General features: G+C 64.4%; 22 protein-coding genes and 1 tRNA gene. 12 read left to right on the forward strand and 11 right to left on the reverse strand.

Annotated elements, in window-relative coordinates:
• The first annotated feature begins 31 nt into the window (after window positions 1-31).
• The 6 genes from A7X65_RS02115 (at window position 32) to A7X65_RS02140 (ending at window position 5,641) form a co-directional block, all read left to right on the forward strand.
• Window positions 32-859 carry a 3-oxoadipate:acetyl-CoA acetyltransferase gene (locus tag A7X65_RS02115; RefSeq protein WP_063682704.1) on the forward strand — a complete coding sequence of 276 codons (828 nt, stop codon included), beginning with the start codon at window positions 32-34 and terminating at the stop codon, window positions 857-859.
• A 134-nt stretch (window positions 860-993) separates the two neighbouring features.
• Window positions 994-2,199 carry an MFS transporter gene (locus tag A7X65_RS02120; RefSeq protein WP_063682705.1) on the forward strand — a complete coding sequence of 402 codons (1,206 nt, stop codon included), beginning with the start codon at window positions 994-996 and terminating at the stop codon, window positions 2,197-2,199.
• 180 nt (window positions 2,200-2,379) lie between these two features.
• On the forward strand, window positions 2,380-3,609 hold the full coding sequence (locus A7X65_RS02125) for a CaiB/BaiF CoA transferase family protein (RefSeq protein ID WP_063682706.1): 1,230 nt from the start codon (window positions 2,380-2,382) through the stop codon (window positions 3,607-3,609).
• 278 nt (window positions 3,610-3,887) lie between these two features.
• Window positions 3,888-4,766, forward strand: coding sequence for a beta-keto acid cleavage family enzyme (locus tag A7X65_RS02130; RefSeq protein ID WP_063682707.1), 879 nt, complete (start codon window positions 3,888-3,890; stop codon window positions 4,764-4,766).
• A 173-nt stretch (window positions 4,767-4,939) separates the two neighbouring features.
• The gene (locus A7X65_RS02135) at window positions 4,940-5,155 is read left to right on the forward strand and encodes a hypothetical protein (RefSeq protein ID WP_063682708.1); all 216 of its coding nucleotides are present in this window, start codon (window positions 4,940-4,942) and stop codon (window positions 5,153-5,155) included.
• A 93-nt stretch (window positions 5,156-5,248) separates the two neighbouring features.
• Window positions 5,249-5,641 (forward strand): RidA family protein, encoded by a 393-nt coding sequence (locus tag A7X65_RS02140; protein WP_063682709.1) that lies wholly within the window; start codon window positions 5,249-5,251, stop codon window positions 5,639-5,641.
• A 193-nt stretch (window positions 5,642-5,834) separates the two neighbouring features.
• Here the strand turns inward: A7X65_RS02140 and A7X65_RS02145 are convergent, their stop codons facing one another.
• A complete protein-coding gene (locus tag A7X65_RS02145) occupies window positions 5,835-6,506 on the reverse strand; it encodes a TetR/AcrR family transcriptional regulator (protein ID WP_063682710.1) in 672 nt (223 codons plus the stop codon).
• A 314-nt stretch (window positions 6,507-6,820) separates the two neighbouring features.
• On the opposite strand from A7X65_RS02145, the gene A7X65_RS02150 reads away from it, so the two are divergent.
• Both A7X65_RS02150 and A7X65_RS02155 read left to right on the forward strand, forming a co-directional pair.
• Complete coding sequence (locus A7X65_RS02150; protein WP_063682711.1) at window positions 6,821-8,056, forward strand: acyl-CoA dehydrogenase family protein; 1,236 nt, start codon at window positions 6,821-6,823, stop codon at window positions 8,054-8,056.
• A gap of 151 nt (window positions 8,057-8,207) precedes the next feature.
• Window positions 8,208-9,266, forward strand: a complete 1,059-nt coding sequence (locus A7X65_RS02155) for a phosphotransferase family protein (protein WP_063682712.1) — start codon at window positions 8,208-8,210, stop codon at window positions 9,264-9,266.
• A gap of 204 nt (window positions 9,267-9,470) precedes the next feature.
• Here the strand turns inward: A7X65_RS02155 and argE are convergent, their stop codons facing one another.
• Entirely contained in the window at window positions 9,471-10,664 is a 1,194-nt protein-coding gene (gene argE / locus A7X65_RS02160; protein ID WP_063682713.1) for an acetylornithine deacetylase, read from the reverse strand.
• A gap of 1,163 nt (window positions 10,665-11,827) precedes the next feature.
• Window positions 11,828-12,613 (reverse strand): SDR family NAD(P)-dependent oxidoreductase, encoded by a 786-nt coding sequence (locus A7X65_RS02165; protein ID WP_063682714.1) that lies wholly within the window; start codon window positions 12,611-12,613, stop codon window positions 11,828-11,830.
• Window positions 12,614-12,747: 134 nt separating this feature from the next.
• Here A7X65_RS02165 and A7X65_RS02170 point away from each other — a divergent pair, with 134 nt between their 5' ends.
• Window positions 12,748-13,446 (forward strand): histidine phosphatase family protein, encoded by a 699-nt coding sequence (locus A7X65_RS02170; protein ID WP_063682715.1) that lies wholly within the window; start codon window positions 12,748-12,750, stop codon window positions 13,444-13,446.
• Window positions 13,447-13,530: 84 nt separating this feature from the next.
• On the forward strand, window positions 13,531-14,298 hold the full coding sequence (locus tag A7X65_RS02175; protein ID WP_063682716.1) for an SDR family NAD(P)-dependent oxidoreductase: 768 nt from the start codon (window positions 13,531-13,533) through the stop codon (window positions 14,296-14,298).
• Between the two features lie 144 nt (window positions 14,299-14,442).
• Here the strand turns inward: A7X65_RS02175 and A7X65_RS02180 are convergent, their stop codons facing one another.
• Window positions 14,443-15,666, reverse strand: coding sequence for a serine hydrolase domain-containing protein (locus A7X65_RS02180; RefSeq protein ID WP_063682717.1), 1,224 nt, complete (start codon window positions 15,664-15,666; stop codon window positions 14,443-14,445).
• A gap of 149 nt (window positions 15,667-15,815) precedes the next feature.
• Between A7X65_RS02180 and A7X65_RS02185 the strand changes: the two genes are divergently transcribed.
• Window positions 15,816-15,891: transfer RNA gene (locus A7X65_RS02185), tRNA-Trp, on the forward strand.
• Window positions 15,892-16,008: 117 nt separating this feature from the next.
• Here A7X65_RS02185 and A7X65_RS02190 read toward each other — a convergent pair.
• The 3 genes from A7X65_RS02190 to A7X65_RS02200 all read right to left on the reverse strand — a co-directional run bounded on the left by A7X65_RS02190 (window position 16,009) and on the right by A7X65_RS02200 (window position 17,916).
• Window positions 16,009-16,770 (reverse strand): glycosyltransferase family 2 protein, encoded by a 762-nt coding sequence (locus tag A7X65_RS02190; protein WP_063682718.1) that lies wholly within the window; start codon window positions 16,768-16,770, stop codon window positions 16,009-16,011.
• A 133-nt stretch (window positions 16,771-16,903) separates the two neighbouring features.
• Window positions 16,904-17,410 (reverse strand): hypothetical protein, encoded by a 507-nt coding sequence (locus A7X65_RS02195; RefSeq protein ID WP_063682719.1) that lies wholly within the window; start codon window positions 17,408-17,410, stop codon window positions 16,904-16,906.
• 5 nt (window positions 17,411-17,415) lie between these two features.
• Entirely contained in the window at window positions 17,416-17,916 is a 501-nt protein-coding gene (locus A7X65_RS02200; protein WP_063682720.1) for a hypothetical protein, read from the reverse strand.
• Between the two features lie 220 nt (window positions 17,917-18,136).
• On the opposite strand from A7X65_RS02200, the gene A7X65_RS02205 reads away from it, so the two are divergent.
• A complete protein-coding gene (locus tag A7X65_RS02205; RefSeq protein WP_245323213.1) occupies window positions 18,137-19,762 on the forward strand; it encodes a hypothetical protein in 1,626 nt (541 codons plus the stop codon).
• Here the strand turns inward: A7X65_RS02205 and A7X65_RS02210 are convergent.
• The 4 genes from A7X65_RS02210 to A7X65_RS02225 form a co-directional block, all read right to left on the reverse strand.
• Complete coding sequence (locus A7X65_RS02210; protein ID WP_063682722.1) at window positions 19,752-20,786, reverse strand: Gfo/Idh/MocA family protein; 1,035 nt, start codon at window positions 20,784-20,786, stop codon at window positions 19,752-19,754. The genes A7X65_RS02205 and A7X65_RS02210 overlap by 11 nt on opposite strands.
• A 3-nt stretch (window positions 20,787-20,789) precedes the next feature.
• Window positions 20,790-21,995 (reverse strand): class I SAM-dependent methyltransferase, encoded by a 1,206-nt coding sequence (locus A7X65_RS02215; RefSeq protein WP_063682723.1) that lies wholly within the window; start codon window positions 21,993-21,995, stop codon window positions 20,790-20,792.
• Complete coding sequence (locus A7X65_RS02220) at window positions 21,988-23,205, reverse strand: class I SAM-dependent methyltransferase (RefSeq protein WP_063682724.1); 1,218 nt, start codon at window positions 23,203-23,205, stop codon at window positions 21,988-21,990. Before A7X65_RS02220 ends, A7X65_RS02215 begins: the two co-directional genes overlap by 8 nt.
• 235 nt (window positions 23,206-23,440) lie before the next feature.
• Window positions 23,441-25,411 carry a hypothetical protein gene (locus tag A7X65_RS02225; protein WP_156527595.1) on the reverse strand — a complete coding sequence of 657 codons (1,971 nt, stop codon included), beginning with the start codon at window positions 25,409-25,411 and terminating at the stop codon, window positions 23,441-23,443.
• Between the last annotated feature and the right edge of the window lie 12 nt (window positions 25,412-25,423).

Raw genomic sequence — 25,423 nt, forward strand, 5'->3', positions numbered from 1 at the left:
CGCGCGAGCGCGATCCTCATGAGGTCTCAAGATGAACCCCGTCGTCGTTGCCGTCGCCATCACCGGCTCCGTTCCGCGCAAGAAGGACAACCCGGCGGTGCCGATCCTGCCGTCCGAACAGATTGAATCGACGCATCAGGCCTTCGAGGCCGGCGCCACGCTCGCCCATATCCATGTTCGCAACGACGACGAGACGCCGTCCTCCGATCCCGAGCGCTTTGCCCTGGTGCAGCAGGGCATCAAAAAGCATTGCCCTCGGATGATCGTTCAGTTCTCGACCGGCGGGCGAGGGCGCGATCCCTCGGCGCGCGGATCGTCCCTCTATCTGAAGCCGGACATGGCTTCGCTGTCCACGGGCTCGGTGAACTTTCCGACCATCGTCTACGAGAACAGCGCCGCCCTCGTTGACTCGCTCGCCATAGGCATGAAGACGAACGGCATCCGGCCGGAAATCGAGATCTTCGATCTGTCGCATCTGCACGGCGCGCGCCGCCTGATCGAGGCGGGGCTGATGGACCAGCGTCCGCACGTGCAGTTCGTCATGGGCGTCAAGAACGCGATGCCGGCGGACGAGCATGTGCTCGACATCCTGCTGGGCGAATTGCGGCGGCTGATCCCGAAGGCGACCTGGACCGCCGCCGGGATCGGACGCCACCAGGCCGAGGTGATGGGCTGGGCGCTCGCGCGCGGCGCCGACGCGGTGCGGACGGGGCTCGAGGACAATATCCGGATCGACAAGACGCGCCTTGCCGCCAGCAATGCCGAGCTGGTGTCCGTCGCCTGCGAGGCGGTCGCGCGCCACGGCCGGCGCGTGGCGACCGCGGCCGAGGCGCGATCCCTGCTCGGTTTGGCGGCATAGAGGCTGCTGCCTCCTCCTGACATGCTTCCGGCTGCCGACTGCCATTCGGCGGCCGGCGTTCCCGCGCGCCGAGTCTGCGGGTAAGACGGGTACCTCGGGCGTGATCGGCGCCTGCGGGGCAGGCGACGTTTGGAATGCGATTCTTGAAAACCGACGGCAGGCTCATCGGCGTCCTGCTGGTTCTCGCGATCACCCAATTGATCGGGTGGGGCACAATAGGTCTTCCGGCCGTGGTCGGTCGCGAGCTTGCCGATGGCCTCGGCATGAGCCTGCCGGCGGTGTTCGCGGGCAGTTCGGTGCTTTACGTCACGATGGGGCTGTGCGCCCCATGGCTCGCCAAGGCCTTTGCGCGGCACGGCGCGCGCAAGGTGATGATGGTGGGCACGGTCGTCTCCGCGCCGGGCTACATCGTCCTGTTCTTCGCGCGTGAGCCGATGCTCTATTTCGCCGGCTGGGTCATTCTCGGCATGGGCGGCAGCGCCACGTTGTCGACCGGTGCCTACATCATGCTCAACGAGGTTGCCGGGCGAGGGGCCAAGAACGCCATCGGCGGGCTGATGCTGGTGACGGGCCTGTCCAGCAGCATCTTCTGGCCGACCACCTCGTTCCTGAGCGGTCATGTCGGCTGGCGCGGCACCTGTCTCGTCTACGCGGCCATGATGCTCCTCATCAATCTCCCGCTCTACGCGTTCCTCGTTCCGCGCCGGAAAATTGCGACCGGCGAAGGCGGCGGGCCGGTCACGGCCGCGCCGCCGCCTGCGATTCCGAGAAGCACCTTCGGTCTCGTCGTCTGCGTGATCACGATGAACGCCTTCGTCAATTTCGGCATCAGCGCGATCCTGATCGAGCTGCTGCGGGCGGAGGGCCTTGCGCCGGCGCAGGCGCTTGCGTTCGGCTCGATGCTGGGCGTGATCCAGGTCAGCGCCCGCGGGCTCGACCTCCTCGGCGGCGGCCGGTGGGACGGGATCACGACCGGGCTGGTGGCCGGCACCGCGCTGCCGGTCGCCATGCTGCTGTTGATGACGAGCGAGGGCGCGACCTGGGCGGTTGCGGCGTTCATCCTGATCTATGGCGCCGGCAGCGGCGCGATGGCGGTGGCGCGGGCGACGATTCCGCTCGTGTTCTACGACCAGGCCGAGTTCGCCAAGGCGATGTCGATGATCGCGCTGCCGCTCAATCTGGCGTCCGCTATCTCGCCGCCGCTCCTCGTCGGCCTGCTCACCCAGTTCGGCAGCCGCGGGGCGCTGGGTCTCACCTTCGTGTTCTCCTGCGCCACGGTGCTGATCCTGGTCCTGCTCGGCCGGCGGCGGCCGCATGTGGCTGCGGCGGCCGCGACCTGAGGCGATATTCGCGGCACGGAAATTCGCGGCACGGCCGCTCCTGCGCCGGGGCAGGGATGGCCGTATGTCCGCAGTGCAGTGCTCGGGGCCCGAAAATGGTGTATCCGCAGGGAGCGCGGCCCGCGATCTCGCCGCCGCGCCAAGATCAGCTCTAAGATCCAGTTCCCGGAGGAATTCGACATGTCGGCCTTGCCGCTCTCAGGCATCAAGATCCTTGACCTCACCCGCGTGCTTGCCGGGCCTTTGTCCGCCCAGATGCTGGGCGACATGGGTGCGGAGGTCATCAAGATCGAGCGGCCGGGCACCGGCGACGACGCGCGCGCCTTCGGCCCGCCTTACCTGACCGACCCCGAGGGCAAGGCAAACAACAACAATTCGTTCTACCTCTGCGCCAACCGCAACAAGAAGTCGGTGACCGTCAACATCGCCAAGCCCGAGGGGCAGGCGATCATCCGGGAGCTTGCCAAGGACGTCGACGTCTTCATGGAGAACTACAAGGTCGGCGACCTCAAGCGCTACGGCCTCGACTACGAGACGATCAAGGCGATCAACCCCGGCATCATCTATTGCTCGGTCACTGGCTTCGGCCAGACCGGCCCGTACGCGCCGCGCGCCGGCTATGACGCCATCCTGCAGGCGATGGGCGGCCTGATGAGCGTCACCGGCCATATGGACGGCGAGCCCGGCGAGGGGCCGATGAAGGTCGGCCCGTCCATCGTCGACTACATGACCGGCATGAACACCTCGATCGGCATTCTCTCCGCGCTCTACCATCGCGACGCCAATGAGGGGCAGGGCCAGCACATCGACGTCTGCCTGTTCGACACCGTCATCGCCTCGCTGTCGCACTGGCTGCAGATCTACCTCGTCAACGGCAAGACCCCGCCGCGCCGCGGCACCTGGGGCAATGGCGGCATGCCGGCCGGCGTGTTCCGCTGCACCGACGGCGAGCTGATGCTGGTGGTCGGCAATGACGGCCAGTTCCGGAAGACCTGCGCCGTGCTCGGCGAGCCCGAGCTCGCCAGCGATCCGCGCTTCGTCAAGAACAACGACCGCGTCACGCACGGCAAGGAGATCATGGCGATCTTCGCCGGGCTGTTCCTGAAGCAGCCGGTGGCCTACTGGCTGGACAGGCTGGAGGAGGCCGGCGTGCCCTCGGGCCCGATCAACAATTTCGAGCAGGTGTTCTCCGATCCGCACGTCCAGTCGCGCGGCATGCGGGTGAAGACCGAGCACAAGTTCGAGCCCGAGCTGTCGCTGATCCGCAACGCGCTGACCTTCTCGGAGACCCCGATCAAGACCTACCGCGCCCCGCCGCTGCTGGGCGAGCACACCCAGGAGGTGCTCGGTGGCAAGCTCGGCTACGACGCCGGCAAGATCGAGGACCTGAGGAAGCAGGGGATTATCTAGGCTTAGCGGAGCGGCGCGCGAGCTTTCTTTCCCTCTCCCCTTGTGGGAGAGGGTGGATCGCCGCGCAGCGGTGAGACGGGTGTGAGGGGTATCTCTCCGCGAGCCCAACTTTCGCTTGAGCTTGGTGATAGATACCCCTCATCCGGCGCCATAGCCGAAGCTTTGCTTCGGCGTTCTTAAGAACGGCGGCCGGAGGCCGCCTATGCCACCTTCTCCCGCGAGGAGAGAAGGGAAGACGGCAGCGATCGGGTTGAGATAGACGGGCAGAGGCAACTCAGATGACCACCGGCAAGACCATCATCACCTGCGCCATCACGGGCAATCTCACAAAACCCGAGCAGTCGCCGTATCTGCCCATCACGCCCGAGCAGATCGCGACCTCCGCGCTGGAGGCGGCCGAGGCCGGCGCTGCTATCGCCCACATCCACGTGCGCGATCCCGCGACGGGGCGGCCGTCGATGGAGATCGAGCTCTATCGCGATGTCGTGGACCGCATCCGCGCCCGCAACAAGAGCCTCGTGATCAACCTGACGACCGGCCCCGGCGGACGCTTTGTTCCCTCGCACGAGGATCCCCGCGTCGCCGGCCCCGGCACCACGCTGCTGCAGCCCGAAAAGCGCGTCGCGCATGTCGAGCTGATCAAGCCCGACATCTGCACGCTCGACCTCAACACCATGAATTCCGGCGGCGAGGTCGTGATCAACACGCCGCGCAACGTCCGCATCATGGCCGAGCGGATGAAGGCGGCCGGCGTGCTGCCGGAGATCGAGCTGTTCGATTCCGGCGACTGCCATCTGGCGCGTGACATGCTGGCCGACGGTTCGCTGAAGGGGCCGGGCCTGTTCTCGCTCGTGCTCGGGGTGAAGTACGGCTTCTCGGCGACATCAGAGACGATGTTCTACGCCCGCAGCCTGCTGCCGCCGGGCGCGATCTGGTCCGGCTTCGGCATCGGCCGCGCCGAGTTCCCGATGGTGGCGCAGGCCTGGCTGCTCGGCGGCCATGTCCGCGTCGGCATGGAGGACAATCTCTATATGTCCAAGGGCGTGCTGGCGAAGACCAATGCGGAACTGGTCGCGCATGCCGCGGGCATTCTAAAGAGTCTTGGGGCGAGTGTTGCGAGCGCCGAGGATGCGCGTGCCATTCTGGGACTGGCATGACGCTGCGCGGCACCGGATCATAGCGCATGGACCGGTGACCACAACGTGACGCTGGCGCGGCCTTGTCTGGAGCTTGCGCGCAATCCCCAGATAAACCCTGTCCGTAGTCGCACAGGCTTCCACTTCGCGCGCGACTCTGATTCGATCTCTCCACGTGAGCCGGGAGGGAATGAATGTCCTACACGATCGGGTTTCAGTCCAAGAACCAGAAGTCCATTCTGGCAACCGAGGCGGCGACCGCCAATCAGGCCGTTGCCATCATTGCCGCGCTGCGGCAAAGCGCCGACGAAATAAAGTTCATCCGCTCGCCGCAGGAAGGCGAGATGGGCATCGAGATGCTGCTGCTGCTCGCCAAGGAAGAGGCCGAGGAGATGCCGCAGCGGGCCTGAGCCCGCCACCACCACAGTTCGAGCAGAAGCGAAACATGCCGGCTGCATGATAATGTAGTCAGGCCTCAGTCTCGCTCGAACTGAAGGTGCCACATGAAACGCGAAGCGATCCGCGTCGAACCGATCTCGTCCTTTCTCGATCGCGTGAAGGCGCCGACCTCGCCGGTGACGCGCGCCGGCAACATGATCTTCGTCGCGGGCCTGCCGCCGTTCGACCCTGATACGGGCGAGATCGGCGGGATGGCAATCGAGCGGCAGAGCGAGATCATCATGGAGCAGATGAAGCTGTGCCTTCAGGCGGCCGGCGCCTCGTTCGACAATGTCATGAAGTGCAACGTCTACTGTACCTCGACGAAACACTTCGCCACGTTCAACACGGTCTATGCCCGCTACTTCCCTGTCGATCCGCCGGCGCGGATCTTCGTCGTGACGCCGGAATGGTTCGGCCCCTTCGACGTCGAGATCGACTGCATCGCGATGATGTGAGGGGAAGCGGTTGCCCTTGGCTTCGCCGCGGCCATCCTTCGGGACGCCCGCTTTGCGGGCTCCTCAGGATGAGGACGGCGTGCGGGGCTGCAGTTTCATCGGCCTAGAATGCCGCTTAGCCTCATCCTGAGGAGACCGCGAAGCGGTCGTCTCGAAGGACGAGGCGAGCGCTCGGTTCACTTGGGCTTATTCGTCAGCGCGCATCTCGCGCCAGCGCGCGCGCCGGCGCCTTCGCCTCGGCCTTGCCCGCCGTCAGCGCCATCGTCGCCACGCTGACGACGCGGGCGACCACGTCCTCGACGTCGTCGAGGTCGCATTTGCCTTCCGACAGCTTTGTCAGCCGCTCGCTCTCGCGGATGGTGTGGTGCGCCATGGCGAGCGCGAAGTTGAGGCCCCAATAGATATCGACGTCGCTGCGGTCGGGCAGGGACCGTCGCATCGCGCCGGCGAATTTGCGCAAATGGTCGATCTCGCGGTTCTTGATGCGTCGGATCGGCGGCACGGATTCGATCGAGGCGCGGATCATGAAGCGCGCCGCGGTGGAGCGCTGGTTTTCCGGGCCGAGGCAGCCGCGTAGCGTTGGCCCCACCAGCGCGCGCAAAATCACCTCGATCGGCGCGCGGCCGCCGCCGTCTTCCTCAGCCGCCTTCAGCTCCCGCAGGCGCTCGCGGTTGGTGGCGATCGAGCGGGTGACGAACAATTCCGCGATCAGCTCGTCCTTCGAGCCGAAATGATAATTCACCGCCGCGAGGTTGACGCCGGCCTCCGCGACGATGTCGCGCAGCGTCACGTCGCCGAAGCCGCGATCGGCATAGAGCCGCTCGGCGGCGGCGAGAATGGCAGACCTCGTATGATCGCTGGCCATGGCCCTTGTCCCGTCATTCCGGAGCGACGCGTGAGCGTCGAACCCGGAATCTCGCGCCACGACCTCGAGATTCCGGGTTCAGCCCTGCGGGCTGCCCCGGAATGACGTCGGAAGCGAGGGAGTTGCAATTCAAACAGTTGTATGAAACTATCGTTTGAAGGCCGGGAAAAGTCAATCCGCAATCGGGACTCGTTCGCAACTGCGACCGGTTCCGCTGGTGCTCGCAAGCAGCGCATTCGCGCTTGCGGGTCGCGCGCGGCGGGAGGACAGTCCGGCGCAAAACGACAAAGCGAGAGAGAAACGAGGAGCGTCCCATGGATTTCGATCTGTCCCCCAAGCAGAAGGAATGGCTCGACCGCGTGCGGTCCTTCATGGCCAAGCACGTGCGCCCGGCGGTGCCCGTCTATGACGAGCAGGATCGCACCGGCGAGCGCTGGAAGGTCATCCCGGTGCTCGAGGATCTCAAGAAGAAGGCGAAGGCCGAAGGCCTCTGGAACATGTTCATGCCGCCGAACGAGCATGAGGATGATGAATTCCGCGGCGCGGGATTGACCAATCTCGAATACGCGCTGCTGTCCGAGGAGATGGGCCGCGTCACCTGGGCCTCCGAAGTGTTCAACTGCTCGGCGCCCGACACCGGCAACATGGAAGTGTTCATCCGCTACGGCTCCAAGGAGCAGAAGCGCAAATGGCTGCGTCCGCTGATGGACGGCGAGATCCGCTCGGCCTTCCTGATGACGGAACCGGCGGTCGCCTCGTCGGATGCCACCAACATCGAGACCCGGATCGAGAAGGACGGCGATCACTACGTCATCAACGGCCGCAAATGGTGGTCGTCCGGCGTCGGCGATCCCCGCTGCAAGATCGCGATCCTGATGGGCAAGACCGATCCGTCGCTCGCCAAGCATCAGCAACAATCGCAGATCCTGGTTCCGCTCGACACGCCCGGCATCAAGGTCGAGAAGATGCTGCCGGTGTTCGGCTTCGACGACGCGCCGCATGGCCACGCCCAGGTGCTGCTCGAGAACGTGCGGGTGCCGAAGGAGAACATCCTGCTCGGGGAGGGCCGCGGCTTCGAGATCGCGCAGGGCCGCCTCGGCCCCGGCCGCATCCATCACTGCATGCGCACCATCGGCAAGGCCGAGGAGGCGCTGGAGAAGATGGTGAAGCGGCTCTCCTCGCGTACCGCGTTTGGCAAGAAGATCATCGAGCACAGCGTGTGGGAGCAGCGCATCGGCGAAGCCCGCACCGACATCGAGATGAACCGCCTGCTGTGCCTCAAGGCCGCCGACATGATGGACAAGGTCGGCAACAAGACCGCGCAGCTCGAGATCGCCATGATCAAGGTCGCCGGTCCCAACATGGCGCTGAAGATCATCGACCAGGCCATCCAGGCCTTCGGCGGCGCCGGCGTCTCGGACGAGGCGGGCCTTGCCAAGGACTACGCCCACATCCGCACGCTCCGTCTCGCCGACGGTCCGGACGAGGTGCATAACCGCGCCATTGCCAGACTTGAACTTCGGAAGTATGCAAACTCTCCGCGTCACTGAGCAAGTCACGAGAGGGAGCGCCGCCCGGTGCTCCCGGCTTGCAGACAGGGCATGACCGGCATGGGCAACCGCTTGACGCAAGTGCGTCAGCGGTTACCCATTAGGATCGTGCCGGACCTGAAATGGTCGGGACTGAAGAGGGAGCGTCACCGTGGCTGACGGCGTCAGGAAAGACGAAGAGTTCTCCGGCACCAAGCCGGTCGAGGAGCGGCATCGTTTCGACGAGCTTCGCCTCGAGGCATGGATGCACGAGAACGTCGAGGGTTTTGAAGGCCCGCTGGTCGTGCTGCAGTTCAAGGGCGGCCAGTCCAATCCGACTTATCGCCTCAACACGCCGAAGCGTTCCTACGTGATGCGCCGCAAGCCGTTCGGCAAATTGCTGCCCTCGGCGCACGCGGTCGATCGCGAGTATCGCGTCATCGCGGCCCTCGGAAAGCAGGGCTTTCCGGTCGCGCACGCCTATGCGCTGTGCCAGGACGACAGCGTCATCGGCGCTGCCTTCTACATCATGTCGATGGAGGAGGGCCGCGTGTTCTGGGATCCGACGCTGCCGAGCCAGGATCCCGACGCGCGCCGCAAGATCTTCACCAGCAAGATCGAGACGCTGGCCAAGCTGCACATGTTCGATCCCGTTGCGATCGGGCTCGGCGATTTCGGCAAGCCCGGCAATTACTTTGCGCGCCAGATCGATCGCTGGACCAAGCAGTACCGGGCGTCCGAGACTCAGCACATCCCGGAGTTCGAGAAGGTCGCCGAATGGCTGCCCAAGACCGTGCCGGAGCAGGCGCGCGTCTCGATCGTCCACGGCGACTATCGCCTCGACAACATGATTTTCCACGCGACGGAACCGCGCGTGCAGGCCGTGCTGGACTGGGAGCTGTCGACGCTCGGCGATCCCATGGCCGACTTCACCTATCTCTTGATGCAGTGGATCATGCCGGGCCTGCAGGGCGCCGACCTCAAGGCGCTCAACATCCCGAGCGTGGAAGAGGCCGCGCAGATCTATTGCAACGTCACCAAGATGACGGTGCCGGACCTCAACTGGTACTTCGCCTACAATTTGTTCCGCCTCGCCGGCATCACCCAGGGCATCGCCGGCCGCGTCCGCGACGGCACCGCCGCCAATGCCAAGGCGCTGGAGTCCGCCAAGCGCACCGTCCCGTTGTCGAAGGCATCATGGGAATACGCGCAGAAGGCGGGCGCGGTGTAAGAACGACAAGGGCGCGGCTGATGGCCGCGCTTTTTTTCTTTTGAGCTTCGCTGCTGCTCCGTACTCGCTGTCATTGCGAGCGAAGCGAAGCAAGTCGCTTCGCTGAGTCTCGTAGGGTGGGCAAAAGCGCGGAGCGCTGTGCCCACCACCTGTCTCCGTAAACGAATCTGGTGGGCACGCTTCGCTTTGCCCACCCTACGGCACCTACGCCGCCGTCTTCGCGCAATGCGCGATCAGCTTCTCGACGAACCCCGCGCATTTCTCCAGCTCCGCCATCTCCACGAACTCGTCCGGCGTATGCGCCTGCGCGATCGCGCCCGGTCCGATCACCACCGAGGGGATATCGGCGATGCTGGTGAACAAGCTCGCTTCGGTGCCGAAGGCGACCTTGGCGTGGTCGTTGCGGCCCGCGAGGCTCTTGGCCAGCGTGACGATCGCCGCGTCGGCGGCGGTGTCGAGCGCGGGGTAGTCGAGAATCTCCTCGAAATCGATGCCGCACGCGGGATTCCTTGCCTTCATCGCCGGCTCGAGCTCCGCCCTGGCCCAGGCCACGATCGCGTCCGTCACCTCGCGCGACTCGGTGATGCCGATGCCGCGGCATTCGAAGTCCACCGTGCAGGTATCGGGCACGATGTTCAGTGCGGCGCCGCCATGCACGATGCTGGTGAGCAGCGTCGAATGCGGCACGTCGTAGAGGCTGTCGGACGAGCGCGTCGCGGCAAGCTTCTCGGCACGGCGGCGGATCTCGACGATCAGCTCCGCCGCATATTCGATCGCGTTGACGCCCTCAGGCGCGATCGAGGAGTGGCGGGCGAGCCCATGGAACGTCGCGCGCACGCCATGCTTGCCCTTGTGGCCGATGATGACCTGCATCTGGGTCGGCTCGCCGATGAAGGCGCCGAGCGGCCTGATCTTCTTCTTGGCGACTTCGCGCAGCATCGGCCGCACGCCGACGCAGCCGATCTCCTCGTCATAGGAGATCGCGAGGTGAATAGGCATCGTCAGCTTCGCCTCCAGCATCTCCGGCACCATGGCAAGGCACACCGCCACAAAACCCTTCATGTCGGTGGTGCCGCGGCCAAACAGCTTGCCGTCGCGCTCGATCAGCTTGAACGGATCGTGGCTCCAGTCCTGCCCGACCACGGGCACGACGTCGGTGTGGCCCGACAGCACGAAGCCCGGCCGGTCCTCCGGCCCGATCGTCACCCAGAGCGCAGCCTTCTCCCCGGTCTCGTCGACGATGCGCTCGCCCTTGAGGCCGAGGAAGGCGAGATAGCTCTCGATATGGGCGATCAGGGGCAGGTTGGTGCGATCGCTGATGGTGTCGAAGCCGACCAGATCGGCGAGAAGGTGGCGGATGCGATCGGGTCGTGAACTTGGGAAGATAGGGTTCGGCATTGTCATTTCTTGTCGTGGGAACAGAAGCAGAAGCGCTTGCACGAACCATACCAATGTGCGCGTCAAATGGGCAAATCAACACGGGCCTGTAGCCCGCATGGAGCGCAGCGCAATCCGGGGCCTTGGTACCGCATGGATGGATTCCCGGATTACGCTGCGCTCCATCCGGGCTACGGGGGTCCTCGGGCTACAAGACCTTGCGTTGCCCGACGGGCAAAACACCCCCGCGATCGGTCAACCGGCGCGGTCGAAAATATTCCACTTTACCGAAATTCGGAAACAGCGTATCGATCGCCGCAACCCGGCCCAAGGAAGAGGGGCGTATCGCGATCGTCACGAACGCGGGCCGGACGGCGGTGGACGCGGATGGCGTTGGCGCGAACGGCCTTGCAGGGCGGGAGACCGTGAGCAAGGACCACGCGCATACGACCGGTGCCATCAGCGTACGGCAAAATCGTGTGGTCCTGACGCCCGGGGTCTGTGCGTCAAGTCCCAGCGGTGGTGTGGCGGCCCGACCGGGCACGTGCATCAGCCATCTCGCGGGACGACGGGGGCAATAGTGCATCGCTCCCCGGGGAGAGCACGACATAAGCCGTAACACCACTGCGCAGGGAAGGCCGTGTGTTGGGCTTCACCTGTATGCCGCTGTGCAAATTCTTGCTGCCACCTACCGCACAGTGGACCGTGGGTGCCCGGCCGGCACCCGGTCTTCCCTGCGCCCTCTTTCAATCGGGGGTGAGGCGACGGAAGCAAAGCTCGGGCGAATGAGCCGCGAGGATGCGAAGCTGTGTCTGGGAGACGTAGGATGGGTAGAGCGCTTGCGAAACCCATCATGCTTCCGCGAACGGGAAACGTCGATGGGTTTCGCTGCGCTCTACCCATCCTACGAGCTGTTGCCTTACACTTCGTCATTGCGAGGAGCGAAGCGACGAAGCAATCCAGACTGTCTCCGCGAAAGGATTCTGGATTGCTTCGGTACGCTCGCAATGACGATGCAGTTGCGCGCCACAGTCCCGCTCTCGTGCCCCGGACGCAGCGCGGCGTCGCTTCGACGGTGCGCTGCAGAGCCGGGGCCCATGTTGCGCTGTGCCCGGGGCCTGCTGGGTCCCGGCTCGGCGGAGCGGCACTGCGTGCCGCACCGCGTCCGGGACACGAGACCCGTGCTACACCGGCTTGCCCGTATACGGCATCGACGCCGTCAGGCCGCCGTCCACCGGGAACGCCTGGCCATTCACATACGAGGCTTCGTCGCTGGCCAGGAACAGTCCCATCGCCGCGAGCTCGTGCGGCTGGCCGGGGCGCTTGAGCGGATTGAGCTGGCCGATCTTGTCCTGGGTGCCGCGCTCCTTGGCGCGGTCGAAGATCGGCTTGGTCATGCCTGTCTCGATCAGGCCCGGGCATACCGCGTTGATGCGCACGCCGGTGCCGGTGAGCGAATAGGCGGTGGTCTGCACCAGGCTGATCACACCGGCTTTGCTCGCGGCATAGGGATGCCCGCTGGCGCCGGCCTTGAGGCCCGCGACGGAGGCGGTCAGCACGATCGCGCCGGACTGCTGCTTCACCATGTGCGGCATCGCATGCTTCACCGCGAGGAACGGCCCGATCAGGTTGACGCGCAACACCTCCTGCCACTGCTCCACGGTCTGCTCGCCGAGCGGGACCAGCCCGCCGGAGACACCGGCATTGGCCCAGATCACGTCGAGCCGGCCATGCGTCTTCACCGCCTTGTCGATGACGGCGATCACGTCCTTTTCGGAGCCGGCGTCCGCAACCATCGCGTCCGCGACACCGCCGGCCTTCTTGATCTCATCGACGGTCTCCTTCACCGCTTCGGTGCGATCGACCGCGATCAGCTTTGCGCCTTCCCTGGTGAACAGCAGCGCGGCCGCACGACCGATGCCGCTGCCGGCGCCGGTGATGATGACGGATTTGCCTTGCAGACGGCCCATGCGTTTCTCCCTGTGGTGCCTCGCACGACGCTTGCCGCGCGACGGAATTTCAAACAAGATTTCAAACGGTAAAGTGTCTTGAGACACGTTGCCTACTCACGTACAGCGACATCAGACGGGATGGAAGGGTTTCGATGGCAGCCGAAGACAAGCCCAATGTGGTCACGACACGGTGGTGGTGGGTCCGTCACGCGCCGGTGCGCAACGACGGCGGCAACATCTACGGGCAGAGCGATCTGCCCTGCGACACCAGCGACACCTACGTCTTCAACGCTGTTGCCAAGGTGCTGCCACGCAAGGCGGTCTGGTATTCGAGCAATCTGATGCGCACGCACCAGACCGCGGAAGCGATCTGGGCGGCGGGCTACCCGAAGCCCGCATCGATGCCGTGGGAAGCCGATCTCGCCGAGCAGAATCTCGGAAAATGGCAGGGCATGAATCGCGCCCAGTTCATCGCGAGCCGTCCCGTGGGCTCGAGCTGGTTCGCCGACATCAACGAGCCCGCGCCCGGCGGCGAAAGCTTCATGGACCTCTACAACCGCACGCGCCGCACCATCGAACGGATCAACAGCGAGGCGGGCGGTCAGGACATCATCGCGGTCGCGCATGGCGGCACCATCAAGGCAGCGATCGGCCTCGCGCTTGAAGGCCAGGTGGAGAGGGCGCTGTCGTTCGACATCGACAATGTCTCGATCACGCGGCTCGACTATTTTTCAAGTCCCGGACGCTCGGTGTGGCGGTTGCCGATGGTCAATCAGCAGCCGTGGATCGCCGATGACGCGCACGCGGAGATGCATCAATTGGCGGGACCGGAAGTCAAGAAGCTCGCGTGAGTTAAGCTGTCATTCCGGGACGGTCCGCAGGACCGGACCCGGAATCCCGAAGTGAAAACGACAATCAAAATCTGGGAGAGAAACATGACCTTGTTCGACATGAAGGGGAAAGTCGCCGTCATCACGGGATCGACGCGCGGCATCGGGCTCGCGATCGCCGAGCGCATGGCCGAGCACGGCGCCAAGGTCGTGATCTCCTCGCGCAAGGCCGACGTCTGCGAAGAGGTGGCCAAGGGGATCAACGCAAAGTTCGGCAAGGGTACCGCGGTCGCGATCGCCGCCAACATCTCCTCGAAGGAGAATCTGCAGAACCTCGTCGACGAGAGCAACCGCGCCTTCGGCAGGATCGACGTGCTGGTTTGCAATGCCGCGTCCAACCCGTATTACGGCCCGCTCGCCGGCATCTCCGATGATCAGTTCAGGAAGATCCTCGACAACAACATCGTCGCCAACAACTGGCTGATCTCGATGGTGGTGCCGCAGATGATCGAGCGCAAGGACGGCTCGGTCATCATCGTGTCCTCGATCGGCGGCCTCAAAGGCTCGACCATCCTCGGCGCCTACGCGATCTCGAAGGCCGCCGACATGCAGCTCGCGCGCAACCTCGCCTGCGAATACGGCAAGCACAACATTCGCGTGAACTGCATCGCGCCCGGCCTGATCAAGACCGATTTCGCGAAAGCGCTGTGGGACAATCCGGAGAACCTGAAGGCCTCGACCTCGCGCTCGCCGCTGCTGCGCATCGGCATTCCCGACGAGATCGCGGGTGCGGCCGTGTTCCTGGGCTCGAAGGCCGGCGACTTCATGACCGGCCAGACCATGGTGATCGACGGCGGCGCGACGATCAGTTGATCTCTCGTGTCCCGGACGCGGTGCGGCACGCAGTGCCGCTCCGCAGAGCCGGGACCCTGAAGGCCAAGACCGAGGTCGCAGAGACATGGGCCCTGGCTCTGCGACGCACCGCTGCGCGCTGCGTCGCGTCCGGGGCACGAGACCTCAATCCACCGCCGCGTACACGAGATCCCGCACCAGCGTGCGCGTAAAATCGCGCTGTCCCGGCCCCTGGCTCATGAACACCGCGAACAGATCCTCCTTCGGGTCGATCCAGAAGAACGTGCCGGCAATCCCGCTCCAGAAATAATTGCCGACGCTGCCGGGGAAGGGCGCGATGCCGGCGTCGCGGCGCACCGCGAAGCCGAGGCCGAAGCCGTGGCCGGGCGACAGCAGCGTGCCGTTGGTTTTGACGTCGGGCCCGAGATGATCGGATGCCATCAGCTCCAGCGTCTTGCGGCCGATGATCCTGTTGCCGTCGAGCGTGCCGCCGTTGCGCAGCATCAGCGCGAAGCGGGCGTAGTCCATCGTGGTCGAAACCAGCCCGCCGCCGCCGGACTCCATCACGGGCTGCTCGAGCATGTTGAACAGCGCGACCTTGTCGCCGGTCCAGGGATCGGCCGCAAAGGGTTCGGCAAGCCTGTGGGCATTGGCCTCGGAGGTGGAGAAGCCGGTCTCGGCCATCTGCAGCGGGGCGAGGATGCGTTCGGTCAGGAACGCGCCGAGCGACTTGCCGCTGACGACCTCGATGATGCGGCCGAGGATGTCGGTGGAGCGGCTGTAGTTGAACTCGTCGCCGGGCTGGCAGACCAGCGGGAAGCTCGCCACCAGCGCCGCGTGCTCGGCATTGGTGATCTTGCGGCTGCGGACGCGGGACTCCTGGTAGAGCTTGTGCACGGGCCCGTCGCCCTGGTGCTCGTAGGTGAGGCCGGAGGTGTGGCGGAGCAGGTCCTGCACCGTCATCGGCCGCTTCGGCGGAACCAGCTCCAGCTTGCCGCCGCTGACCACGCCGACCTTCTGGTCGGCGAACTCCGGAATGAACTTGGCGACGGGATCGGCCAGCAGGAGATGGCCGTCCTCCACCAGCGCCATGATGCCAACCGAGACGATCGGCTTGGTCATCGAGAAGATCCGGAAGATCGAATCGCGCGCCATCGGCGCCGGCCCGGCCGGGCTCTGCTTGCCGAGGGCCTCGAACCAGCCGACCTGGCCGCGGCGCGCCACCAGCACGGTGAGCCCGGGAACGGTTCCCTTGTCGATCTCTCGCCTGAACGCGTCCGACATGGCCTGGAGGCGGGCGCGCGACAGGCCCAGCGTCTCGGGGCGGGCCTCCGGCAAAGGCGGCGTCTGGGCTGCGGAGGCGGGATTGAGGGCGGCTTGGGCGTTCATGAGGGCTCCCGGGTTGTTATTGTCGTTCGGACCGAACTGTCGCCCAGAAGTCGCGGTGTGAACAAGCGTCCTTGGCGCGCTTCTCCCTTGCAAAGCGGTCGCCCTATGTGCTTGAAAGCGGCCCTGATCCGCGGCAACGCCGGGTCCGTAGGAGTGTAGCTCAATTGGTAGAGCACCGGTCTCCAAAACCGGGGGTCGCAGGTTCGAGCCCTGCCACTCCTGCCAGCAAAATCAATGGTTTAGATTGAAGGCTGGCAGGGCGGGACGTAAGTCCCGCATGTCAAATCCCAAACCGGACGCCGCCCCGACCGGATAGTCCCGATCGAGGCCTTCGACTGCCGCTCAGAGCGCCGCGGTCCGGCCTGCCTGCGTGGAGATCTGGCTGATGTCGATGTTGCGGATCGGCTTGCGGAACACCAACGCGACGATGGTCTGGGCGAGCTGCAGATAGGTGCGCATGCGCAGTGCGCGCGACGATCCCTTCAGCTCCGCGTTCAGGCTCACGGGCACCTGGACGTGGGTGAGACCGAGCTGGAGCAGCGAGATCAGGGAGCCGATCTGGTAGCCGTAGCCGTCGACGTTCACCGCGATCTGGCGCAGCCATTTCACGGGGTAGATGATCATGCTGTGATAGTCGGACAACCAGAAGCCGAACAGGCAGTTCAGGATGAAGCGCAGCGCATGCGACTGGATCGAGCGGTTGACGGATCGGTCCGACTGGTTGTCGCGGTAGGTGATGACGAGGTCGGCTGCGCCCGCCGCCTTGAACATCCTGGCAATGCCTTCGTTCTGGAAGGCGTGATCGCCGGGGATCAGGGTGATGGCATCGAACTTGGCGCGCGACAGGGCATATTCAAAGCCGGCGCCGACGCCCCGGCGCTCCGCGTTGTGATGCACGATGATGCGCGGCTCGCTGGCCGCGAACTCGTCCATGATCGCGCCGGTGGCATCGGTGCTGCCGTCGTTGATCAGGAAGATCTCGAAATCGTCCAGCAGTTCGCGTGCGAGCGGCAGCACACCATCGATGGTATCGGCGATCTTGTCCTGCTCGTTCAGCGCAGGAATGACGATCGTAAGCCGTCTTGCCGCCCTCGAAGGTGTCATCGGATGCTGCCCCGTTTCCGGCCACTCTGTACTGGTGGAACCCCGATAGAACTTTAGGTCATCTGGGCCGGGCGAACAACGCCGGGCGTGCAGGTCTGGGTCCCGGAACTGGGGAAGTGTGTATTTCGCGCAACTAATCGGCGAAATCGTAGAGACCGGTGTCGCCGATACCAAAGACGTGGCGCAGCCGTCCGACCCGGCCGGCCATGCTCCGGCCTGCCGCTGTAGGGGAAAAATGCGAGTTTTCGGGCTTCACCAGGCCCCCGTCGACGAGGACGTCAATTCGCCCCTGGAACAGACGTGGAACCTGCTGCTCGACGATCACGGAGAGCGGTGCGCTCTGTTCAGGCCGGTTGACGAGACCGAGGAGGATGTCCAGCGAAACCGATTTGTACACCGCGCCAAAGGCGAAAACATACGCCATGACGAAAAATCCGAAAATCGATGCCGCGTCCCAGTAGTGGAACTGCGCGAGGAGGAGCGCGCCGAGGATCACGCCGAGAGCATGCGAGACGACCGCGGCGATCGCGATCAGCGTCACGGGCGCCAGCGGCCAGGCGCGAGCGCGCGCGATGAGCTGCAAGGCCGGTGCGAGCAGTGCGAAGATGACGACGCCGATGAGTCCGATGACGAAAGACATGGCGCCTACCCAAGACCCGTCGACAGACGAACAAGCTTGACGAGACGCGCAACCGCCAGCCCCTTCGCCGTCGGGGCGAGCCGTCCGTCGGTCGTCATCACCATGCCCGAGCCGATCAGGAGCTTCAGGCGGTTGTGCGTGAAGGTGCCGAGGTCTCCGCCTTGCATGTAGGCTGCGGCCCATTGCTCCGAGGTGAGGGGACGTCCGGCCTGGACCAGCGACGTGAGTAGCGTCAGCGTGAAGCCCCAGGCCAGCAGGCTGAACAGGACGTAGAAAAACATGATGGCCGTCGCCAGCAGGAAGGCTCCGCCGACCACGTCGTCAAGATGCCGCTGACCCGGGAGTGCGATGCAGGCGACCACGAACAGGATGATCACGCTCAGGCAGCCCAGCCGGAAACGACGGCCGGATCCGCGAATGATCCGCGCGTAGCAAATCAACAGCAGCGGAAGCGCGGCACTGAGACAGATCGCAGCGATCTGCGCGGGGCCTGGTAGCATGTTCATTTCGGCAAATCGTCCCGGTTGCCTCTGCGGCCCGGCGAGGGTGGAAACCCTATAGGAGGTCGCATTTTTACGGTCAAGGGAGGCCGGCATCGCTCTCTTGCGGCGCCCCGGCGGGCGTGCCAAATCTGCGCCGATGACCTCCCCATCCCGTCCGGGCAAATCCTCACTGCTGCGCCCGATAGCCATCCTCCTCCTGGCTCTGCTGGCAGCGCACGCACCGATGCTGCTGAACGACGGGCTGTTCATGGACGACTGGTGGGTGCTCAAGCCGCGTCCGGATTTCGTCATCGACATCGATTTCCTCCTCACCGGTGCCGGCCACCCGATCTTCTACAGTTACGACAGGTTCGCGAACTGGACCGGCGCGCCTGTTGCCGTGATGGTGTCGATGGCGCTTGCCGGGATTTTTCTCGGCGCGACCTGCTTGGTGCTGACGGCAACGCGGCTCGACCTGCTCGACCGCGCCGAAGCGGTCTGCTTCGCGCTGATCGTCTGGACCTATCCCGGCTATCAGCTCTGGGCGGGCAAGGCGAATGCGGTCTACGTGTTCAGCTTCGGTCTCCTGTTCGTCGGAACGTGGCTGCTGACGCTCGCCTTCGGCGCGCAGGGGCTGCAGCGTGTGCTGCTTCGCGTCGCCACTGCGCTCGTGTTCATCCTGAGCTTCGCGCTCAACTCGACGATCGTGCTTTATGCCTTCGCGATGCTTGGTCTGTTCGTTGCGACATGGCGGAGCGGCGAGGCGGCACACGGCTTCGTTCGTCGCACCTGGCGCGCGGGCTGGCGATGCGCCCTCGGCTATCCGGAGCTGGTCGTGCTCCCTCTGGTCTATTGGGGCGCGCTCAATATCTGGTTCAAGCGGATCGGCGTGTACGCGCAGCACTATGGCGCCCATTTCCCGACGCCCGGCGAGCTGGTGAACGGCTGGAAGGCGTTTTTCGTCACGAGCTATTGGGATCTCGTGACCAGTGCGCTCAAGCTGGCGATCGAGGCACCCGCGTTGTTCGTCGTCGCCGCGCTCCTCGTCGGTGCAGCCCTGTTCCTGCTGCGCTCCGAGCCGGAGCCGACCGCTGCCAAGGACGCGACCTCTGCGAAGTATGCGGTTGCCGCGCCGTTCCTGCTCGCCGTCGTCTTGTTCCTGGCCCTGTCGTTTCCCTATCTGGTCGCCGGGTTGCGGCCCTCCAGCCTGCACTTTTACGAGAGCCGTCATCTGCTGATGTTCGGGCTGCCGTCGGCGCTGATCATCCTTGGTCTCAAGCGATGGGGCCAACACTTGATCGGCTCGAAGACAGCCCTCGTGGTCGTGCTCGGACTTGGATCGGTGCTGTCGATCGGCCTGCTATGGAACACCTACATCTTCATGCAGGCGAGGACTCTCAAGCTGGAAGCGCTCGCTAGCAATCTGGCGGCCCGGCCACAGCCGGCAGCAACGGTCTTTGCGCTCGACGACGGTTTTGTCGACTATCCGTCGCGGCACGTGCCGTTCGGCCTCGCCGAGGTCACCGGCATGCTTCGCCTGGCTTGGGGAAATCAGCCTTTCTTCGGATTTGCGCTGCGTGCCGAGCGGCCGACCATCCTCCAGGAAATGGAAGTGGCGCGGACGTCGCCGGGAAGCGCGTTCACTCATATCGATCCGTCGGGGCCGCAGGCGACGATCTCGTTCCAGCCGGGGCCGGGCGCTGTGCCGAACCTGGCTCTGGTGCGCAAATATTACGGATGCCGGCTGCTGTCGCGCTGCGACGTATCACAGCTCCTGCAGCAACTTGCGGACGTCACCATCAAGCCGGGCCCGATCGCGGGAATATTGCCGGTCGATCGCTCGAAAACGGATGCGGCGCCTAGCCGCTGACCTTCGGCTTCCAGATCGCTTCGGCAAGCGCGATGTCGGTCACCGAATCTTCGCCTGACGCAACCGGTGTCCCTCGTCCGACGATGTCGGCGACGAATGCATTGGCCTGACGCCGAAACGCCCAGCTGCCTTCGCCCGCCAAGCGCGCGATTTGTCCGCCCTGGTCGATGATGACCTCCGCCTCCTGCTCGGCAAAAGGCGGGGGCAGCTCGATGGTCACTGCGCCGCGTTCGAACTCAATCCTCAGCCCCTCGCGCCAGGTGCCTTCGGAGCCGTTCACGAGCTGCAGCGCGCAGGCAATTCCCGCGAAGTCGAGCGTCACGGTCGCAGCGCCGGAGGTCTCGACGCTGCTGGCGGCGACCGTCGGTGATGATCCGAGCGCGTAGCGCGAAAGATTGATGATATGGCTGAACACGTTCAGAAAATTGTCGTAGCCGGGCCGCAACGCGCCCGGCATCCAGTCGGGACCATCCTGCCAGAGCTCGAGCCCGTCCGGCCGCGTTTCGCCGGTCATGACGAAATTGTCGTGCGATCGCCCGGTGTCGCCGCCGAAGCACCAGCCTCTGGCTCCGACGACGCGTCCGAGGGAGCCGTCGCTGCGCAAGCGCTTCAGTTCGGCCAGCGCGCGCGCCACGCCGGCGTCGTGTCGCTTCATGTAGCCGATGCTGTAGACGAGGCTCCGCCGCCGCGCGGCGTCGGCCAGCGATGCGGCCTGAAGCGTCGTATAAGCCATCGGCTTCTCCGACAGCACGTGGCGGCCGCTGTTCAGCGCGTCGAGCACGATCGGGCCGGTGGCACGGCGCTTGGTCACGACGACGACCGCGGAGACCTCGCCGTCAGCGAGCAGCTCCCGATGCGTGGCGTAGATCCGTGGGACGCCGAATTTCTGTGCAGCCGCGGCGGCGAGGTCCGGCCGCAGGTCCGCGATCGCAACGACGCGGCAGGCGGGATTGGCGGCGAAATTGGCGAGGTGGCACATCTGGCCGACCATGCCCGTCCCGATGATGCCAATCCCTGGCTTCACTGGTTACGCTCCCTCGGAGCGCTTCCGGACAACGAGGAAATGCGCCGGCTGGCCCCAGGTGTTGATGAACGCAGGATCCGACTGGGTGAGGGCAGCGATCGCCGAGGCGTCGCGTCGTCCAATCGCGCCGAAGATGCGATGGAAGCTGTCGAGCGTTGCTACGATGGCTTCGATGTCGGCAGCATCATCGGCGAGGATGTCGGTCGTTCGGACCGCCTCGCGCAACGAGGCGAGGCTCGCGACCACGCGGGGCAGGCTGGCGCCGAAGGGGTCGTCGATCATAGCGTCGACGTCGAGAACCAGCGCCTCGATCGATGCCGAGATCGCCTCGACCGCGTCGATCCCGCCGGCCAGATAGAGCTTGCGCCCGCCGAGGAAGCTCAGGCGGCTGCGGCCGAGATGGCGCGTCGTGCGCCGCAACTTATCATCGGCCGACAGGACTTTCTTGTGCCAGTAGACCTCGAGGCCGTCGCGATAGGAGGGCCACGCCGAATGGATGGCGAATCCCAGGCCGTGCGCCGCGCTGCACAGGGCGGTCGCGTCGAGGAAGTAGCGGTGGCGCACGAACGGATTTTCCAGCACGTCCATCAGCCAGGATTCGAAGCTGCGGGTATGCGGAATGCTGTTCCACTTCGGCTCAAACAGCAGCTTCGCCGTTTCGAGCGCCGGGCGCCCCGTCAACGCCTTGCCGGCAGCATGGATGGCCTTGAGCGCGAGCTCGAAGAAGCCGCCATAGCGTTCGTAATAGGACACGACGGCGTAGCCGTCCGGGTTGAGCAGCCGATGGAAGATGCCGAGCCAGTTTTCGGTCGGCTGCACCGTGTAGATAAAGCCCTCGGCATCGATGATGTCGAAGCGGCGCTCGCTGCGAAATCCCTCGACGTCGGCCAGTACGAGTTCCCGCAGGCGCCCGGTCAGGCCGAAATGCGCGAAGTAGGCCTCGATTTTCGGATGCGCGTGCCGGTTCGGCTCGGCCAACGTCATGTTTGCGCCCCAGCCGGCAAACACCAGCGCGTTCTCGCCGGAATCGGGGCCGAACTCGAGAACCTCCGCGTCGCGGAACAGCCGCGGCGGCAGCACGAGCTTGTCCGAAAACAGCTCGCGCCGCTGGCTGGCGTATGCATCGAGTTCGGCGGCCGATTTGAAGTTCCCGAACGTCGGCAGGACGTCCTGACGTTCGTAGTAGTTGAAGAGCTTGTCCTCAGCCATGCCGCGTCCCAAGCGCCGCCTCGAGCTTGTCGAGCTCGCTCCAGATGTCGGAGGGCGCGAAGATGGAAACGATATGCAGCGGCCGCTTCACGTTCTCGCGCAGCCGGCTGCTCACCTTGGCCTCGTTCTCCTGGTTCACGGCGAGCAGGCAGACGAGCGGATCCGACTTGGCGGCGAAGTCGTCGGGCGAGCGGATCGGGATGCCGGTGCCGGGCAGGAACAGTCCCTGACGCTCTTTCTGGTCGTCGACCGAGACGTCGACGAGGTCCGCCAGTTCGTGCGCATTGGTGAAGGTGCAGGCGCGGCAGCCCGCGCCGTAGATGGCGATCTCGGTGCCATTGGCGCGAGCCTTGGCGAGGATCGGCCGCAGGCGGGCGCCGTACTCCCTGGCGCGCTGACCGAATTTCTCACCGACGCCGGCCGGCGCGGGCGGCGCCGTCACCGGGCCCGCGGCACGGCGGGCGGCGATCGCGAGACTGCCGCCGCTGAAATTGTATTTCTTCACGGACACCGTTTCGAAGCCATGGCGCGCGAGCAGCGCGACCAGCGTCGGCTCGGTGAAGTAGCTGACGTGCTCCTCCCAGAGCACCGAGAGATCGCCTGCCGTCGAGCCGGGTGCGAAATCGGGCACGTCGATGAACAGCAGCCCGTCGTCCTTCAGCGCGATCTTCACGCAGGCGAAGAAGTTCTCGAAATCGACGATGTGCTCGAGCACCTGGCGCGAGACGACGAGGTCGAACTTGCCGGACTGAGCGACCGCGTCGTGGGCCATCTCCGGGCTGAGCATGTCGGCATAGACCTTGATGCCGCGCTCGCGGGCGATCTTGCCCGACACCGGATTCGGCTCGACGCCGACCATGACCTTGGTGCCGCGCTCGCGAAGCTTGTCCATGAACAGGCCGTCGTTGCAGCCGATCTCGAACACGGATTGATGCTTCGAGAATTTCGCGATGGTGTCGAGCTCGTCGACCTGGTGCGGCTCGGGCTTCCAGCTGCTGAAATTGTAGTTGAACTGCCGGTACAGAATATCGGGATCGATCGGCTTGACGATCTGCGGCAGGCCGCACTCGCCGCACGCGAGCACCTCGAACGGATACCGTTCGTCCTGCTCGTTCCGGCTGTGTCGAAGCCGATGCGCAATCGGCATCATTCCGAGGTCGATGACCGGTCGCAGGTCGGTCGAATGGCAGAGGCGGCAATGATCGGTCACGGCTATTCTCGCATTTGGACAGGTCTGACGAGACGATTCTTGATGAAACCGGCCCGGCAGGCAATGAGACGGTCCCGGATACATCCAATCCGGGGCGCACGGAGCAGTCCTTCGGCCGACGCGTTCCCTGTCGAAGCAGGTAGCAGTCGTCGGTAGGTCTTGCAAGACGTGTCGCCGTCCATCGACGGGAGGTAGATACGGCTCCTTACTTGCGGTTTTGTCGGCGCGACGTTGGTCAATGCCGCCTTTCGTAGAGTGTCAAATTACCCTTGGTCTCCACGGGCACGAAATCTTGCTTGATTCGTTCCATGGCTTCGCGGACGCGGGGAGACTCTGGCCGCCGCTCGACGATGTTATCGTAAAAGAGCTTGTTCGCGGCGCTCATCGAGCGATTCATGAACTGCGCATCAAAGGACACGAGGAGCGGCATGAAATAGGCTTCCGGGGCCCGATGGGCCTGCGCCAGATACGCCCAATCCATCATGGCAATGACCAGAACCCGTTCGTCGGGCTTGGTGTTGTCCTGGATGAACTTGGTTTCGGTCTCGGTGATCCGGCCAAAATCCTCCTGCCAAGTGCCGGGAGAGGGCGATACGAATGGCCACGTCAGAAGGCTGGGATAATTTGCGTACGATCGCAGGCCGTAGAGGTGTGGATTATTTCTATCTTGCACGAACAGCAGCGCGAGCACGGTTGCGACGGCCACCGAAGCACCGGCAGCATTCCGGAACCTCGGTTGCCATGCAGCCGAAAATTGACGAATCCACCAGGCCGCGACGATGACCAGCGGAAGCGCGTTCTGATGCCAGACGGCATCGAGGGTTCTGTTGACCCATTTGATCATCAGCGCGATGCCGATCATCGAGAGCGTCAGCAGAACGCCGGTCACGAACAGGTCGCGCTTGGAATCGGACGCCCGTGACAGCCGTATTGAAGCCCAGCCGATGGTAATGCATCCGACGATCTGGAGCGGCAGATTGTAGAGAATACTCCAACTCAGAGCCCATTTGATCGGCGTACTACCCCACCCCGTGCCGTAGAGCACGAGCGGGCGGAAGCATTCGATCAGAAACGTCAGGGAAAGGACTCTCGAGCCGAACAGCAGCAGGCACAGCAATAGTGCGGTCGCAATCGAGGTGACAATGAACAAGAGCGCGTTGCGATAGTCTGGAAAGCCTCCCGCGACCGCGGCGACGAAGGCGCCGGTCAGGAGGAAGAACAGTCCGATCTCGGTCTGCCAGAGCAGAGAGACGGCGCACATGATTGCTGACACGATGAGCCATGCGGGCCGCCTGGGCGCAGAGCAGTGGAGACCGATCGCCAGAGCAAAGACGATCAACAGAGGAAATCGCGTAGGATAGGCGGACGGCGAGTAGAAATGATTGGCAGTGGAGAAGGCCAGCACTGCGAGGGCTGTGACGACTCCTATCGCGGCGAGCCTCGACCTGATGAGATAGGTCAGGAGAAAGTAGGCCTGGATATATGTCGCCAGCGTGATCGCGATGTTGAGTCCGACTGCTCGCATAGCAGCCGACTTCCAGCCACTCCCCATGATGAGATGAAAGAACCAGCCGAGTGCCGGACCATAGTGCGAATGGTAGTCCAATCCTGGGACGAGGCCATGCGCGTAATTGTAGAGCGCAGGCCCGATGAAATAGCTAACCTTGTGCGACTCGTCCCTCACGACCGATGTCACACGTTCGAGATCGGAGGGTATCAGCAACAGGACGAGAAATGCGACCGCAAGCAAATCGACCATTCTCACCGTGAAGGGAAAATTGGTAGAGGCTTTTACGGGAGGGAAATAGTTATTGGCCCCTCGATTGATTCCGACCGTGACAGCGGCCATCGTCAGAAGGATCAACGCGTATCTGAAGCTGCCGTAATCGTTGGCGGCGTAGAGTGCAAGGTAGACCAGGGCCGCCGTGATCGTGCTCAGTGTGAGCGAGCCTGACGATTGGCGAGTCACATACAGTGCGGCCGCGGCCGCAATCGGTGCGGAGAGGAAGAAGGCTCCGTAGAACGCTTTCTTGCACACGTCGCAGTTTTTCTGCGCAGCGGACAGATCAAAGCCGTCGTCGAAATTCCATTGAAACGCCGGAAGGTGATTCTTCAACAGCAGCAACGCCACGTAGGCGACGGCACAGCCAAGGAGGCTGGCCACAACTGCTCTGGCGGCGACCGAGTATTCCTTCGTGTATTGCACTAGGAGGCCCCG

Source organism: Bradyrhizobium stylosanthis, assembly GCF_001641335.1.
Classification (GTDB): Bacteria; Pseudomonadota; Alphaproteobacteria; order Rhizobiales; family Xanthobacteraceae; genus Bradyrhizobium; species Bradyrhizobium stylosanthis.